The following is a 14,694-nucleotide window of genomic DNA, read 5'->3' as shown; positions in this document are numbered from 1 at the left end:
ACAAACGTTGGGCATAAAGCCCGATGCTACGAACTCCTGTCGACTCTGTGGCTGTCGGGTCCCTTGACCCGACAGAAAGCTCAAAATAAGATTCTGCTCGTCGAGGATGTTATCATCCTCCAGGAGCATTTTGTCTGATTCTGGCTTATAGACAAACAATGAGACATCCTCTCTTTGTTGGTGGGGACACCAACAAAGAGCTAAACGTCGGGCATAAAGCCTGACGCTACGAGCTTGTCCCTGCTACTACCTCGATATACTATACTTCTTAGGTCATAATTTTAAATTCCTTTTTAGATTGATTTTTGAAACTTTTTTGGTTTTATTACGTTAAAATAAAGTGAAATGTCATTTTTTTAAACGGAGGTAAAATGGAAGAAGAATTAAAGCCCATCGAGACTCAAGAAGTGAGAATGGGATTTGTCAGCAGGATTTCCGGGATTTTTTTTGAGCCCAGAAAAGTTTTCAATTATTTGAATTTTAAACCCACCTGGTTTTTAGCTCTTATACTTATCGTGGTAATCGGTGTGATCGTGGCAGAGATAACCCTGCCTCAGAATCTTCTTTTACAAAAAGAGTTAGTTTCACAGAGTACCAGGATTGCTTCTGCTCCGGAGGTCCTGGAGAAGATGGCTGATGTCACTACTGGTAAAAGGATAACCGCCGCGATAAGCACACCGATCGTGGCTTTCATTTGGCTTTTAATTCTGACCTCCGTAGTTTATTTTTTCTGCAATATTATATTAGGTGGAGAGAGTAGCTATAAGAAGCTTTTATCTATCGTAACTTATACCTTCTTTATTCCGGCTTTAGGATCGATCCTTAAAACCCCTTTAATTTTAGCCAAGAATTCTGCTGATGTGCAAACCAGCTTGGCAATCTTGATGGCAGGCGATTATAACAAGATCAGGCATATGCTGCTTTCAGCATTAGATATATTTTCCATCTGGCAATTAATCCTGATAGCCTTAGGAATAACTGTTCTATATAAGTTCTCCTCTACGAAAGCCTTCATTGCAGCATTTGTTGGTTGGCTTATCTTGGTAATTCTCGGTACAGGTTTGGGTATCCTGGGAATGTCTGTTTCGGGAATACCGGTTACCTGGTAAAAACTTTTTAAAGGAGTCAGAATGAGAAAGAAATCGGTCTTTTCAGTTCTTTTAGTGGTTCTCCTGTGGTTCTATTCAGCTCAGGCACAGGAAATTCAAAAAAAAGTTCTAACCATTGACGACTGTGTGAATATCGCCCTGAAGAATAGTTTTCCGGCTCGTTCTGCTCAGGAGAATTACCAGTCAGCCAGATGGAACTTTTTAGGGGGCTTTTCGGGCCTTCTGCCAAGCATAGATTTTTCCTCCAGTTGGTCAAGAAGAGGACAGCATACCGTAAGCACGGACTTCTATGGACAGAAGGTGGATCAAACCTCCCCTTCTGTAGACCAGTACTCTTTTAACTTTAGTCTGACTCAACCGGTCTTCAATGGAGGTGCTAATTTAGCCAATTACAATTTGAAAAGATACGGTAAGAGATCAGCCTGGGATGATCTGAAACTGGCAGAGAAATCAGTGGCTTTAAACGTCAAACAGGGATGCTATGATCTGTTAAAAGCCCAGATGCTATACGATGTCCAGAAAGATGCAGTAGACGTTAGTCTCCAACAGCTAAAAATGGCAAAAGCCAGGTATGACCTGGGCGCGGCCTCGCTTTCTGATTATCTTAAAGCTAAGGTCCAGTTAGGGAACGATAGCCTGACTTTAATTACCAACGAGAACAATGTTAAATTGGCCGAAGCCACTCTGAACAGCTTGTTAGGTCTGGATGTAAACACTCCTCTGGAGATCAATGCACGGCTGGAGTACACAAAATTAGATGCAGATGTAGAGCAGGAAACAAGGAAAGCTCTGGAAAGCCATCCGCAGATAGATAAAGCCAGGATGGGAGTCAACCAGGCTCATTCCGGCTTAACTGTAGCCAGAAGTGCGAATTATCCTGACATATCTTTTGGCTGGGGTTATAACTGGAACAACGTCCGATTTCCTGAATCGATCAACGATTGGAAAAAGTATGTTTACTGGGATATGGGGATCAATGTCAGGTTAAATCTGTTTGGAGGTTTCCTGACCACCTCTCAGGTGAGAAGTGCCAAAGCCCAGGTCAGATTGAACAAAGACAATCTGGAACAGAATAAAAGAGATTTAGTCCTGGCAATAAAACAAGCAGATCTTTTGGTAAAAGAAGGAGAACGTAAAATTCAGTTGACGGATGATGCTTTAAAGTCGGCTGAGGAGGACTTGAAACTGACCCAGGAGAAATATAACTTAGGTGCGGCATCGATATTAGACCTACTGAATGCCAACGTCTCATATAAAACAGCCAAAAATAACCAGGTGCAAGCCCTGTATGATTATAACTTAGCAGTTGCTCAGTTCGAGAAGGCCACAGCCAGATAAGCAGCTTCAGTCATAGTTTAGAGGAGGTAGTATGAAAAAAAGAAGCAAAATCATAATCATAGTAGGTGTATTAATTTTAGTGGTGGTGATAGTCCTTTTAAACCTGTTCCGCTCAGGTGAGAAAGTCTATACAGTGGAGGCTGACAAGGTCAAAAAGGGTGACTTAGCCTCCGTAGTCTCAGGGAGCGGTAAAGTCCAGGCTAAAAAAGATGTTAAGATCGGTGCCACTGTTCCAGGACTGATAATAAGTCTTCCAGTGAAAGATGGAGACATAATTAAAAAAGGGCAGCTTTTAGTGCAAATCGACCCTTCGGAATACAAATCGGCTGTAGCTCAAGCCACAGCCCAGTTGAATTCGGCTGAAGCTAATTTTGAACAGGCAAAACTTCTCCATGAGAGACAGCAAAAGCTTTTTGAGAAGAGCCTCACCTCCAAAGAGCAGTATGATGCCTCTTTGACCCAGTATGATGTTGCTAAGGCACAGTATGATCAAAGTCAGGCATCGCTCAGACAGGCTGAAGACCTTTTAGCCAAGACCACCATCACTGCTCCCATGGACGGGAAGATCACCGAGCTTTTAAAAAAAGAAGGGGAGATGGTGGCCGGTGCCACCTATAATCCCACTGAGATTATGACCATCTCAGACCTGTCTGCATTTGAAGTAGAAGTAGAGGTGGATGAGACAGATATTGCAGAAACCAAATTAGTCCAGGAAGCCAAAATCAAAATCGATGCCTTTCCGGATACCTCTTTTAAAGGCGAGGTCTCGGAGATAGGGAATACCGCTAAAGTCACAGGTTACGGCACCCAGGATCAGGTGGTCAATTTCTTGGTTAAGGTTCTGATCTTAGATGAGGTCAAAGGGATAAAGCCTGGAATGTCTGCCTCTGTGGATATTACCACTGCTTCCCATAAAGACGTTCTTAACATTCCGATCGCAGCGGTGGTAATGCGGGAGGAGAAGAAAGACAGCTTGAGCACTAAGTCCAAAAAGGACAAATCAGAAGCCCTGGCATCCTCGGTAAAGGAGGAGAAAGACAAGAAGAAGAAAAAGGAGATCGAGGGCGTTTTCTTAGTGGAGAAAGGGAGGGCTAAGTTCGTCCCTGTCAAAAGCGGTATTGCTGACCAGCAGAATATGGAAATAGTCTCCGGGCTTAAGGAGAATGACCAGATAATAACCGGGAGCTATAAGATCCTCAGAACCCTGAAGGATGGGGATAAGGTTAAGATAGAGAAAAAAATAGAGAAGAAAGAGGGAAGCTAAGGTGCTGATAAAAACCCAGAATCTCTGGAAGATCTACGAGATCGGAAACGAAAAGGTCCAGGTTCAAGCCCTGCGGGGGGTTGATCTGGAAGTAGAAAAGGGGGAGTATTTAGCCATTATGGGACCTTCTGGCTCAGGCAAATCAACTCTGATGAATCTGATCGGCTGCCTGGATACACCCACTCAGGGAGAATATTATCTCAACAGCAGGCTGGTGAGCCAGATGAACGATGATGAGCTGGCCTTCATCCGCAATAAGGAGATAGGGTTTGTTTTCCAGACCTTTAATCTTTTGCCCCGGGCAACAGCTTTACATAATGTGGAGCTTCCTTTAATCTATAATGGCACAGAGTCAAAAGAGAGGATCCAGAAAGCAAAAAAAGCTCTAAAGATGGTGGATTTAGAGGAGAGAATGACTCATAAGCCGAACGAGCTTTCCGGTGGTGAAAGGCAGAGGGTGGCAATTGCCCGGGCAATAGTGAACAACCCCTCCCTGATTTTAGCGGATGAACCCACGGGTAATCTGGATACAGCCACTGGCGCTGAGATAATGAAGTTGGTCGACCGGCTCCATTCCGAAGGTAATACCATCATTCTGGTCACGCACGAGGCAGATGTAGCTGCACATGCGCATAGGGCCATACATCTCCGGGATGGGAAAATAGAAAAGGATGAAAAGATGAAATAACTTAAGTTAGCAGGAAGATTACTAGGCTGGAGTGTAAAGCTTTAGCTTTACTTCAGAGTCTTCAAAAAAATCAATCTTTCTGGCAAACCTAAAGGTTTGCACTCCAGACCTCCAAAGAATTATTTTGAACGGAGGAAAAATTGCAGTTCCTGGAAAGCATAGGGGTTGCCTTAAAATCACTTGTGGCAAACAAGCTCAGGTCTATTCTCACCCTGATAGGGGTGATAATCGGGGTGATGACTGTCATCGCAGTAGTCTCCATAATAGCTGGGATGAACCGTTACGTGGCTGACCAGATCAAGACCCTGGGTTCCACCACCTTTTTTGTGGACAGCGGCTGGCGCACGGTAATGAGCGAGGAAGATTATCTGAAGGTTCTCAAAAGAAAAGACCTAACTTTAGATGATATGGAAGCAGTTAAACAGGGATGCACTTTGTGCTGGAAGGTTGGGGCAGAAGTGGTAACCTATAAAAAAGTCAAATATAAAGAGAAATACTTAAGCGATGTGGAGATAGCTGGGACCACTGCCAACGTCACGGAGATATCGTCCATCGATTTGAGCAGCGGCAGGTACCCTTCTGAATTTGAAAACGAGCATAACCGAAGAGTGGTTCTGGTTGGCTGGGACATCGCAGACAATCTGTTCCCTGGCCAGGACGCAGTGGATAGGGATATAAAAATTGGAAACTATTATTTCAGGATAGTAGGGGTTGCAAAAAAAAGAGGGAGTTTCCTGGGCTTCAGCCAGGACAACTTCGTTATGATCCCGATCACCACTTTTAACAAACTTTTCGGAACCAAAAGATTTCTGGCTATCTTCGTCAAGGTGGAGAGTTTTGGCTCGATGCAGGAGGCACAGGACCAGGTTCGCCTGGTCTTGAGAGCCAGACGGAACGTCGCTTATGATAAGCCGGATGATTTCGCTATTATGACCAGCGACACTTTTATGGAGATGTACCGCAATTTCACTTCAACTGCCTTCATAGTAATGATCGGGGTTTCCTCGATCGCTCTGGTAGTAGGAGGCATCGTCATCATGAACATTATGCTGGTCTCGGTGACGGAAAGAACCAGAGAGATAGGTATCCGTAAAGCAGTGGGTGCAAAAAAGAAGAATATCCTGTGGCAGTTTTTGATCGAAGCTGTGACCTTATCTCTGGTGGGTGGCTCGATCGGGATTATCTTGGGCAGCATAATGGCTAAGGTAGTGGCGGCATTCAGTCCGCTTCCTGCAACCATTGAAGTCTGGTCTGTCATCACCGGACTGATCATCGCCACCTCGGTAGGTCTTTTCTTCGGGATCTTTCCGGCGGTGAAAGCCGCCAAGCTGGACCCGATAGTTTGCCTGAGGCATGAATAAAAAAAGGAAGACGGAAAAAGGAAGAAGAAAAAGTGAGGAAAAAAGTAAGACGTCAGACGTAAGATGTAAAACGATTAAGGACTAAAGATGAATCTCTTTGAAATAAAAGAAGGAATGCTGATGGCTTGGGCTTCGCTGAAAAGTAACAAGATGCGTTCCTTTTTAACGATCTTAGGCGTTCTAATCGGAGTAACTGCGGTCATAGGAATGGTCTCCATCATCCAGGGTTTAAATAACAGCATGGCAAAACAGATTGAGTCCTTAGGGTCAAATGTCATCTATGTGACCAAGTTCAAGATCGGAATCCGCCTGGGAAACATTTCAGAAGAGGAAAGAAAACGTAAGGAGATCACTTTTGAAGATGCTATAGCAGTGAGAGAGTACTGTCCCTCGATAAGCGAGGTCTCTCCCCAGAACTGGGGACCTGGCTCGCACATAGCCAAGTTCGGAAAAGAAGAGGACACGCGTTTCGAGCTGATCGGTGTTTTGCCAGAGTATGAGGTGGTGAACAACAATTTCGTGAAAGAAGGGAGATTTTTCACAGATTCAGACGTAAACTACCGGGCAGAGGTCGTGGTCTTAGGGCCGGACGTGAAAGAGAGGCTGTTCCCGTACTTAGACCCCATAGGCAAGGAGATATTGCTGGGTGGAGCGACTTTTTCACCCAAGAAATTTACAGTTATCGGGGTAATGGAGAAAAGGCCCAACATTTTGGGCGGGAGTATGAATAATTTTATCCTCCTGCCTTACTGGACTTTTATGAAGCTATATCCGCAGGAGAAGGGTTTGCTCTTAATTGCCAGGCCAAAGTCCCCGGACGTTATATCTAAGGCAATTGATGAGATAACAGAGCTTATGCGAAGAAGAAGAGCCCTTCCCCCGGACAAACCTAACGATTTTGCTGTCTCCACCCAGGATGACCTGATGAACGTGTACCATCAGATAACAACCGGGGTCTATCTGGCAATGGTGGTGATCTCCTCCATCGGTCTGCTTGTGGGTGGAGTCGGAGTGATGAATATAATGCTGGTCTCAGTTACCGAGAGAACCAGGGAGATAGGCATAAGGAAAGCAATTGGAGCAAAAAAGAGAGACATAGTCTGGCAGTTCTTGATCGAGGCTATGACCTTGAGCGGGACAGGAGGGGTCCTGGGCATAGTTGTGGGAGTGGTTTTGAGCCAATTAATTGCTTTAACCACCCCTTTGCCAGCCAGCATCTCCGTACCCTGGGTGATCATAGGCTTCTCAGTGGCAGTTAGCGTAGGGCTAATCTTCGGGATCTATCCGGCTTACCGGGCGGCTAAAGTCGATCCCATAGTCTCCCTCAGGTACGAATAAAAGTATAAGTCCAAACGGAAAAAAGGAAGTATGTGTAATTATAATGTGAGGTTCAGAATAAATTTCTATGGATATTTCCCTAAAACTTATTTATAATAAGCCAGGAAAAAAATGAAGGTAAAAATTGCATTTCTCTTACCAGCGTTGTTTTTATTTTTTCTCCCGTTGGCCTTTTCGCAAACTGATTTCGGATACCAGGAAGAACCGGAGAAGCAGGACGTTTTTGTAGATTATGCCTATTTCAGAGATGGGGATAATTGGAGGTTAGAGATCTACTATAAAATCATCAACGACAAGATGACCTTTGTAAAGGATCAGGATAAGTTCAAAGCAAGCTATGAGATCGAGCTGATCCTTTTTTATAAGGGTAAACAGTATACCGCCAGCTCACATGAGGAAGAATTTGCAGTTGATACTTATCAAGAGACCCAATCCGCTACCGCCTTCCTGACCAACCAGGTTAATCTGTTCGTACCGGCCGGAGAATATAAACTGAGTTTCACGCTTAATGACCATAACTCCAACCGGGTGTCAAAGTCAGAGCAAATGATCCCCCTGCCTTCGACCAGAATAGATGAGCCTCTGTTCAGCGGTTTAGAATTAGCGCGCGGTGTTGAAGAGAGTAAGGACTCCTCCAAATTCACCAAAAGAGGGGAAAAGATTATTCCCAGCGTGTCTGATCTGTTCGGAGATCCGGAAGGTTTTTTCTGGATCTATTTTGAGCTTTACGGCATACTTCCTGCGCGTAGAGTAGAAGATTACCGTTTGGACTACGAGCTGGAAGGAAGCGATAAAGGGATAGTTTTGAAGGATACCTCCAGTGCCACACTTTTGCCAGCTTTTGATCAGACTTTATATGGTTTCAAAAAAATTGACTTGAGTTCAGTGCCGGATCAGGCTTGCACCATTCGTCTTAAGCTTTTTGACCGGAGAGGTAATCTCATAGCCAAGGCTCAAAAGGAACTAAAGGTAGAGTGGTCTCCTCTTTATCAGGTGAACACGAACTGGGACCGGGCAGTGGATCTCTTACGGTACGTAGCTTCGGATAAAGAACTAAAAGAGCTGAGGGAGACCAAAGGAAAAGAGGAAAGGATCAAGAAATGGAGAGAGTTCTGGAAATCGAAGGACCCTACTCCTGATACCCCGGAGAACGAATTGATGGATGAATATTATAAAAGGGTAAAATATGCCAATGAGCATTTCGGGATCTACGATAAGAAGGGATATAAAACGGATATGGGAATGGTCTATGTCAAATTTGGTCCACCGGATGAAGTGGAAAGACACCCCTTTGAACTGGACGTTCGGGCTTACCAGGTCTGGTATTATTATCGCCTTAATCGTAAATTCCTGTTCGTGGATGTGAACGGATATGGAGAATATGAGCTTCGATATCCTTATGATGGCAGGAGATGAAAAAAGGAATTTAAAGCTCTTATTTTTTTAAATAAATTAATGGACGGAGGTAGTGATGAAAAAACAATCAAAAATCAAGGCAGATTTAGCCTGGGTCTTATTTCTGGCTCTGTGGTTCCCTCAGAAGCAGGTTCTCTCCGCTGATTCACTAAAAATAGATTTAGATTATGCGGTTTTCAAGTATCTGCCGGACATAGACAAAAGCTATCTGGAAATCTATTATTCCCTGGAGCAGAAAGAGCTGGAATATCTGCAGCAACCTAAAGGGTTCGGAGCAGTCATATCCCTCGAACTTACCTTAAAAGATCAGAAGGGTGGCACAGTCAAAGAGAAAAGCTGGCAGATAGGAAACCTGGTCGAGGACACGGCGAAAGTCTTAAGCTCGGATGCCCAGTTGATAGATGTCTTGGGCGATACACTGCCAGCCGGGACTTATTCTTTAGAGCTAAAGACTTTAGACCTCAATTCCAATAAGGCTGGGATAAAAAAAGCTCAGCTTTTTATCCCTGATTTCAAAACCGATTCCTTGCAGCTTAGCGATATCCAGTTAGCTCTGGATTTAAAAGAGGACACCACTGAGGTAAAATTCATCAAGTCAGGGATGAAAATATTACCTAACCCCAGGCGGGAATATATCGCGAAACAGGGGTTACTTTATTTGTATGCAGAAGTCTATAACCTCAGATTCGATTCAGAGGGCAACAAGAAGGGATATTCCTTGAGCTTTTCAGTCTTGGATTCTAACAGCTCAAATCCCAAAGATTATGGCTCAATGATACATACCAAGCCGGGAAATACTTCAGTAGTGGTCAGCGCTCTGAATGTAGGTTCGCTTCTGCCAGGCAACTATTTCCTTCAGGTATCGGCTAAAGACCTTACTTCTGGAGAGGAGACTAAAAGAACCAAACCTTTTCAGGTCCTGGCTTCGCCAATGCTGGAAGCAGCAGGAGAGCCTGGGACCGAAGAGGAAGCTAAGAATTTAAGAAAAATTCTCACCTACATCGCCAGCAAGGATGAATTGAGGATGTACGACCAGCTTAATTTATCCGGCAAAAGGCAGTTCATAACTGAATTCTGGAAGAGAAAAGACCCGGACCCCTCGACTCCGGAAAACGAGTTTAAGATCGAATATTACAGAAGATGGGAAGAAGCTCAGCGTCGATACTCCACTACCAAGGAGGGGAAAGATTCCTGGAAAAAGGACGGATGGAAAACCGATATGGGAAAGGTCTACATAGTATATGGAGAGCCGGATAATATCGAAAGGTACCCCGTGTCTATGTCCGCAAAGGCGTGGGAGAAATGGTATTATGACCACATCCAGGGTGGGGTTTATTTCATCTTCGCAGATGAGCAGGGATACGGCGTTTACAGGTTAGCTCATTCCACCGCCAGAGGAGAGGTGTATGACTCATCCTGGGAGGACAAACTGAACAGCAATCAGTCGTCTCAATACTGAGACGTGAACCTGCTGTTGGCGAAACTAAATATAGAGAATGATAAAAACCTTCAACCTTTCCAAGACATTTCAGGATAAAAAAAGGGGAGAGATCAGGGCAGTGGATAATGTCAATCTCGAATGCCAGCCCGGAAAAATCTTCGGGCTTTTGGGACTTAACGGAGCAGGCAAAACCACACTGATGCGGCTCCTTTCCACAGTTTTGAAACCTACTTCAGGCACTGCAAAAATCAATGGTTTCGATATTATATCAGACCCTCAGAAGGTGAGGTCAAATATCGGTTTTCTTTCTTCTGATACTGCCCTTTATCCCCGGCTGACCGCGCAGGAAACAGTTACCTATTTTGCCAGATTAAACGGTTTAGAGGAAGATTTGATCCAGAAAAGGACGGATGAGCTTTTCAAGGTCTTCGATATGGAAAGTTTCAGAGACCGGAGGGTGGATAAGCTCTCCACCGGCATGAAGCAAAAGGTATCTTTAGCCCGTACCATCATCCATAATCCAAAGATATTGATCCTGGACGAGCCCACCTTAGGACTGGATGTGATCACCTCCAGAAACATCATCCAATTCATCCGGAAGGCAAAAGAAGAGGATAAATGCGTTCTTTTCTCCACTCACATAATGTATGAGGCAGAGAAGCTCTGCGATGAGATAGCGGTCATTCACCAGGGAAAAATCTTAGCAGTGGGCACCTTAGAAAAACTTAGAGATGCAGTAGGGCTGAAAAACTTAGATGAGATCTTTGTCAAATTAGTAGGGGAAGAGCATGAATTTTAAGAAGGCAAAAATCATCTATCTCAAAGAGATGAAGGACATGCTCAGGGACAGGAGAACCCTGATCTCGATGATTTTAATTCCCATTCTCCTTTTCCCGGTTTTGATGTTCGGAATGAGCTCTCTGATGATAAAGATGACTAAACAGGCGGCTCAAAGGGTCAATCCCATAGTGGTCATTGGCGGAGACAATGCTCCGGCTTTATTCACTCAGTTGCAGGCGGACAAATCATTTGAAATTGTTCAGGAGAATGATTACCAGACCGCGCTAAAAGACAAAAAGATCACAGCCGCACTGGAGTTCTCCACAGATTTCGAGAAAAAGATCGATGCAGGAGATTCGGCTCAGATTAAAATCTACTATGATGCGGCAGAGATCCGCTCGGAAATGGCTTCAGGCAAGCTGGACAATCTTTTCAAGATCTTTCAGGATAGCGTGGTCACAGAAAGGTTGAAAGTCAAAAAGGTAGATAGGTCCTTGCTTCATCCGGTGAAGGTTCAGAAGGAAAACTTGGCTCCTAAGGAGAAGATGGGAGGATTCTTCCTGGCAATGTTTTTGCCCTATATGATTATGATTATGGCTCTTACCGGTGCGATGTATCCGGCAATCGATCTGACTGCTGGTGAAAAGGAAAGAGGTACTCTGGAGACGCTCCTGGTCTCTCCGGCTTCTCGGGGCGAGATCACCTCAGGTAAATTCCTGGCTGTTTTCACCGCCTCCCTGATCACCTCCATCGTATCTACTGGCAGTATGGTTATCACCGCGGGAAGCAGCTTTACCCGGTTCGAGGAGATGGGTAAAGGTGCGGTTTTCTCCGTCAATCCCCTTTCCATTTTAATCCTGTTTTTACTTATGATTCCCTATTGTTGTCTGGCAAGCTCGATTCTTCTTTCCCTTTCGCTTTTTGCCAAGTCTTACAAAGAGGCTCAGAGTTATCTTTCTCCTCTGCTAATCGTGATTATCATGCCGGCTATGGTTTCTTTTTTGCCAGGATTTGAGCTATCTGCCCGGCTGGCTTTTATTCCGGTCATAAATACAAGCCTGGTGTTGAAGGAAGTACTTTTAGGAACTTATCATTGGGGGTTTATCGGGCTGATTTTCTTGAGCACCACCGTTTACGCTTCAATAGCGATTTTTATCACCCGCCGGCTTTTCGAAAAAGAGCAAGTTCTTTTCAGGACATAAGTTTTAACAGGGCTGTAGGGGAGGGTGAACTCATTATTTCTCTATACCCTATCCCCTCTCCCATAAGGGGAGAGGGGATTAATTTGGTAGCTGTCCAATGGGTGCTTCTGAACTCATCCCCCTGGCCTCTTCTCTTAAGAAGAGAAGGGGTAAAAGTCCCTCTCTTTTTAAGAGAGGGATATAGGGTGAGTTCGTAATGTTCAATGATTCAATCCTTCACCCTTTCGGCTTCAACATCTCCTTGAACGGCGGGTAATCCCACAACGATTCAAAATCAACGTCCGTGTGCAACTGGCGCCACTGGAAACCGGACCAGAATCCCTGCAAGGAGCTATCCTTCAACAGCGTTACAGCTTGGTCCTTTTCTCCCAGAATCGCCGCAATACGGGCACGGTAATAAGTTTGCTCACCGAAAGGATATGGCTTCTTCAGGTTTTTAAGCCACTCGGAGACTTTAAACGCTTTTTCTCGATCACCTTGCCGGGCGGCTATAAAACCAAGATACCCTTGATACTCTATGTTGTCAGGCGACTTCTTAGCAAGTTCCTCGAAAATGCTCTTTGCCTCCTCCCATCTGCGAGCGTCATACAGTGTAAGGCCATAGGGGTAACGGAGGAGGGAATCCATCTCTTCGGCCGGTCTGCTTCTGTACCATTGAATTGCCTGGTCAAAACTTCTCATGGCAGCGTCTGCATACCCGTGAGCGCGCAATTCTTCTCCGGCAATTCTCATCGTACCTCCAGGAGAACCTGTAGTAAACCCGGGTTTAGTAAGGGTTAGACTTTCTTCAATAAGGTTCTTGACCTCCTCGATCTTCCCCAGGGCGGCGAGAGCACGGACTTCATATTGTAAGGGACTGAAAGAGTCCGGAAATCTTTTGCGGGCCTGTTTGGCAATTTCGAGCTCTTTCTCGTGCTCCCCCAGAAAGTGGTATGAAGCAGTGAAGAAATTCCAATAAGGGAGCCATTGTTGTTCCTGGTTAGCCGTCTTGAACGCCTCGATCGCCTCCTTAGGGCGATTTACCCGATATGCATCATGACCCCAATCATAAGGATCGATAGATCCAGGCGCGATCTTGGCTGCTTTTCGCATGGCGTCCAGAGCTTTCATCCGGTCACCTGAAACCGAACTGCTAAGAAAGTCGAGATGTAATTGTCGAAGAGGAGTGAGTTGAGCACGGCGCAGATTAAGAAATCGTACCAGGGAATCTGCCTGTGCCAATTGCCCGAGGTTCCCATAAGCAAAACCAGCCCAGAACAATGGAGAAATGAACTGTGTATCGATGGCGTAAGCTCGCTTGAAATACTCAATTGCTCCGGGATAGTCGAACTGTTTCAAAAACAGATCGACTCCCTGGATATGTTGTTGATACGCCTCGTAACTTGGAGGCTTTAATCCTGTGCCTAAATATCCTTCCACCGGTTTATCCAGTACAAAGGCAAGGGCGCCCAGCACCCGCTGGCGCACAGCTTCAACTCCGTCCATGGTTTTTGCGACAGGCGAGGCTACAGGGTCAATCGCCACAAGAAGCTTCTCCTTGGCATCCATGACTTTTGCCTGAAACTGGATAGTCTCGCCCAGTTTATAATAGGAGCCCATGACAATCATGCTTGCACCGGTCGCCTTGGCAATGGAGCGGACACTCTTGAGTTTTTCAAGCTCAGGCACTTTTTCCGGAGGAACAACTTCAGCTAAGCCTGTTTGTAAAAGGCTCTGAGTGGTCCAATCTGCAACCATACGTCCCAGAGGAGCAAGCGACGCGTCTCCGGTTTGATTCTGGAACGGTACCACCACGACTCGCTTGAGGCCAGTCGCCGTCTCTGCGGATGGCTTAATGACGATCCGCCAGGGCTTGAAAATCAAGGCAGCAGAGATCAGCACAAGCACAGCAATCAGTGGCAGCAGTACCCGCACTCCGCGCCTGCGTGTGGCGGGAACGGGACCGCTCGCAGATGTCAACCGCTTCAAGTCCGCCGCTAATTCATCGGCGTGCTGATAGCGCAGCCCCTTGTCTTTTGCCAATGCCTTATTGATTATGTTCTGGAGTTCGGCGCTTACTCCCGATTTGTACCGCGCAAGTGGCTCTGGTGTCTCGTTCAAAATCGAGTAGATTATCGCGGCTTCGTGCTCCCCCTTAAATGGAAGCTGTCCAGTAATCATCTCATACAAGACCACACCGAAAGAAAAAATATCTGAACGCCGGTCAACTTCTATTCCCTGAGCCTGTTCCGGAGACATATATGGCAGAGTTCCCAGGGTTGAGCCAGTCTTAGTAACTTTTGAAGCACCTTTGAGCTTCGCCAGACCAAAGTCCATTATCTTGACCTGCCTTCTGGGGGTAACCATTATATTGTCAGATTTAATATCCCTATGAACTATCCCTTTCTCATGTGCTACTACCAGACCTTCGCATACTTGGCTGGCTATATCAATGACTTCTTTTAATGATAGATTTTTCTCTTCAATCAGTTTTTTAATAGATTTCCCTTCGATATATTCCATAGCAATAAAACATTCACCCTCGACCTCATCTATCTCATAAATTGTGGTGATATTGGTGTGATTTAAGGCAGATGCAGCTTTGGCTTCATGCTCAAATCGGATTTTGGCTTCACTATCGCATAAGAGATGCTTGGGCAGAAACTTTAAAGCTACAATTCTATCCAGCTTGGTATCCTGGGCTTTATAGACCACACCCATTCCACCTTCACCCAGCTTTTCTAAAATCTTGTAATGCGAAATTGTTTTGCCGATCAT

11 protein-coding genes are annotated in these 14,694 nt (G+C 45.2%); 10 read left to right on the top strand and 1 reads right to left on the bottom strand.

Annotated elements, in window-relative coordinates:
- Positions 1–371: 371 nt before the first annotated feature.
- From MUP17_12185 to MUP17_12140, 10 genes are all read left to right on the top strand, one after another.
- Positions 372–1,109 carry a YIP1 family protein gene (locus tag MUP17_12185; GenBank protein ID MCJ7459730.1) on the top strand — a complete coding sequence of 246 codons (738 nt, stop codon included), beginning with the start codon at positions 372–374 and terminating at the stop codon, positions 1,107–1,109.
- A 21-nt stretch (positions 1,110–1,130) separates the two neighbouring features.
- The gene (locus MUP17_12180; protein ID MCJ7459729.1) at positions 1,131–2,447 is read left to right on the top strand and encodes a TolC family protein; all 1,317 of its coding nucleotides are present in this window, start codon (positions 1,131–1,133) and stop codon (positions 2,445–2,447) included.
- Positions 2,448–2,478: 31 nt separating this feature from the next.
- Positions 2,479–3,711, top strand: a complete 1,233-nt coding sequence (locus MUP17_12175; GenBank protein ID MCJ7459728.1) for an efflux RND transporter periplasmic adaptor subunit — start codon at positions 2,479–2,481, stop codon at positions 3,709–3,711.
- A 4-nt stretch (positions 3,712–3,715) separates the two neighbouring features.
- Entirely contained in the window at positions 3,716–4,399 is a 684-nt protein-coding gene (locus MUP17_12170) for an ABC transporter ATP-binding protein (protein MCJ7459727.1), read from the top strand.
- A gap of 140 nt (positions 4,400–4,539) precedes the next feature.
- Complete coding sequence (locus MUP17_12165) at positions 4,540–5,760, top strand: ABC transporter permease (protein MCJ7459726.1); 1,221 nt, start codon at positions 4,540–4,542, stop codon at positions 5,758–5,760.
- Positions 5,761–5,847: 87 nt separating this feature from the next.
- The gene (locus tag MUP17_12160; GenBank protein MCJ7459725.1) at positions 5,848–7,098 is read left to right on the top strand and encodes an ABC transporter permease; all 1,251 of its coding nucleotides are present in this window, start codon (positions 5,848–5,850) and stop codon (positions 7,096–7,098) included.
- A gap of 111 nt (positions 7,099–7,209) precedes the next feature.
- The gene (locus MUP17_12155; protein MCJ7459724.1) at positions 7,210–8,514 is read left to right on the top strand and encodes a GWxTD domain-containing protein; all 1,305 of its coding nucleotides are present in this window, start codon (positions 7,210–7,212) and stop codon (positions 8,512–8,514) included.
- A gap of 55 nt (positions 8,515–8,569) precedes the next feature.
- Positions 8,570–9,973: a GWxTD domain-containing protein gene (locus MUP17_12150; protein MCJ7459723.1), complete on the top strand. Its 1,404-nt coding sequence runs from the start codon at positions 8,570–8,572 to the stop codon at positions 9,971–9,973.
- 37 nt (positions 9,974–10,010) lie between these two features.
- Positions 10,011–10,754, top strand: a complete 744-nt coding sequence (locus MUP17_12145) for an ATP-binding cassette domain-containing protein (protein MCJ7459722.1) — start codon at positions 10,011–10,013, stop codon at positions 10,752–10,754.
- The gene (locus tag MUP17_12140; protein MCJ7459721.1) at positions 10,744–11,937 is read left to right on the top strand and encodes an ABC transporter permease; all 1,194 of its coding nucleotides are present in this window, start codon (positions 10,744–10,746) and stop codon (positions 11,935–11,937) included. The genes MUP17_12145 and MUP17_12140 overlap by 11 nt, the downstream gene beginning before the upstream one ends.
- Before the next feature lie 216 nt (positions 11,938–12,153).
- On the opposite strand, the gene MUP17_12135 is transcribed toward MUP17_12140, so the two are convergent.
- On the bottom strand, positions 12,154–14,694 hold a 2,541-nt coding region (locus MUP17_12135; protein ID MCJ7459720.1), incomplete at its 5' end, for a protein kinase.

It is taken from the genome of Candidatus Zixiibacteriota bacterium, from assembly GCA_022865345.1.
Taxonomy (GTDB): domain Bacteria; phylum Zixibacteria; class MSB-5A5; order MSB-5A5; family RBG-16-43-9; genus RBG-16-43-9.
The sequence above is the reverse complement of the archived record's forward strand: the minus strand, read 5'-3'. Positions and strand labels throughout refer to the sequence as shown.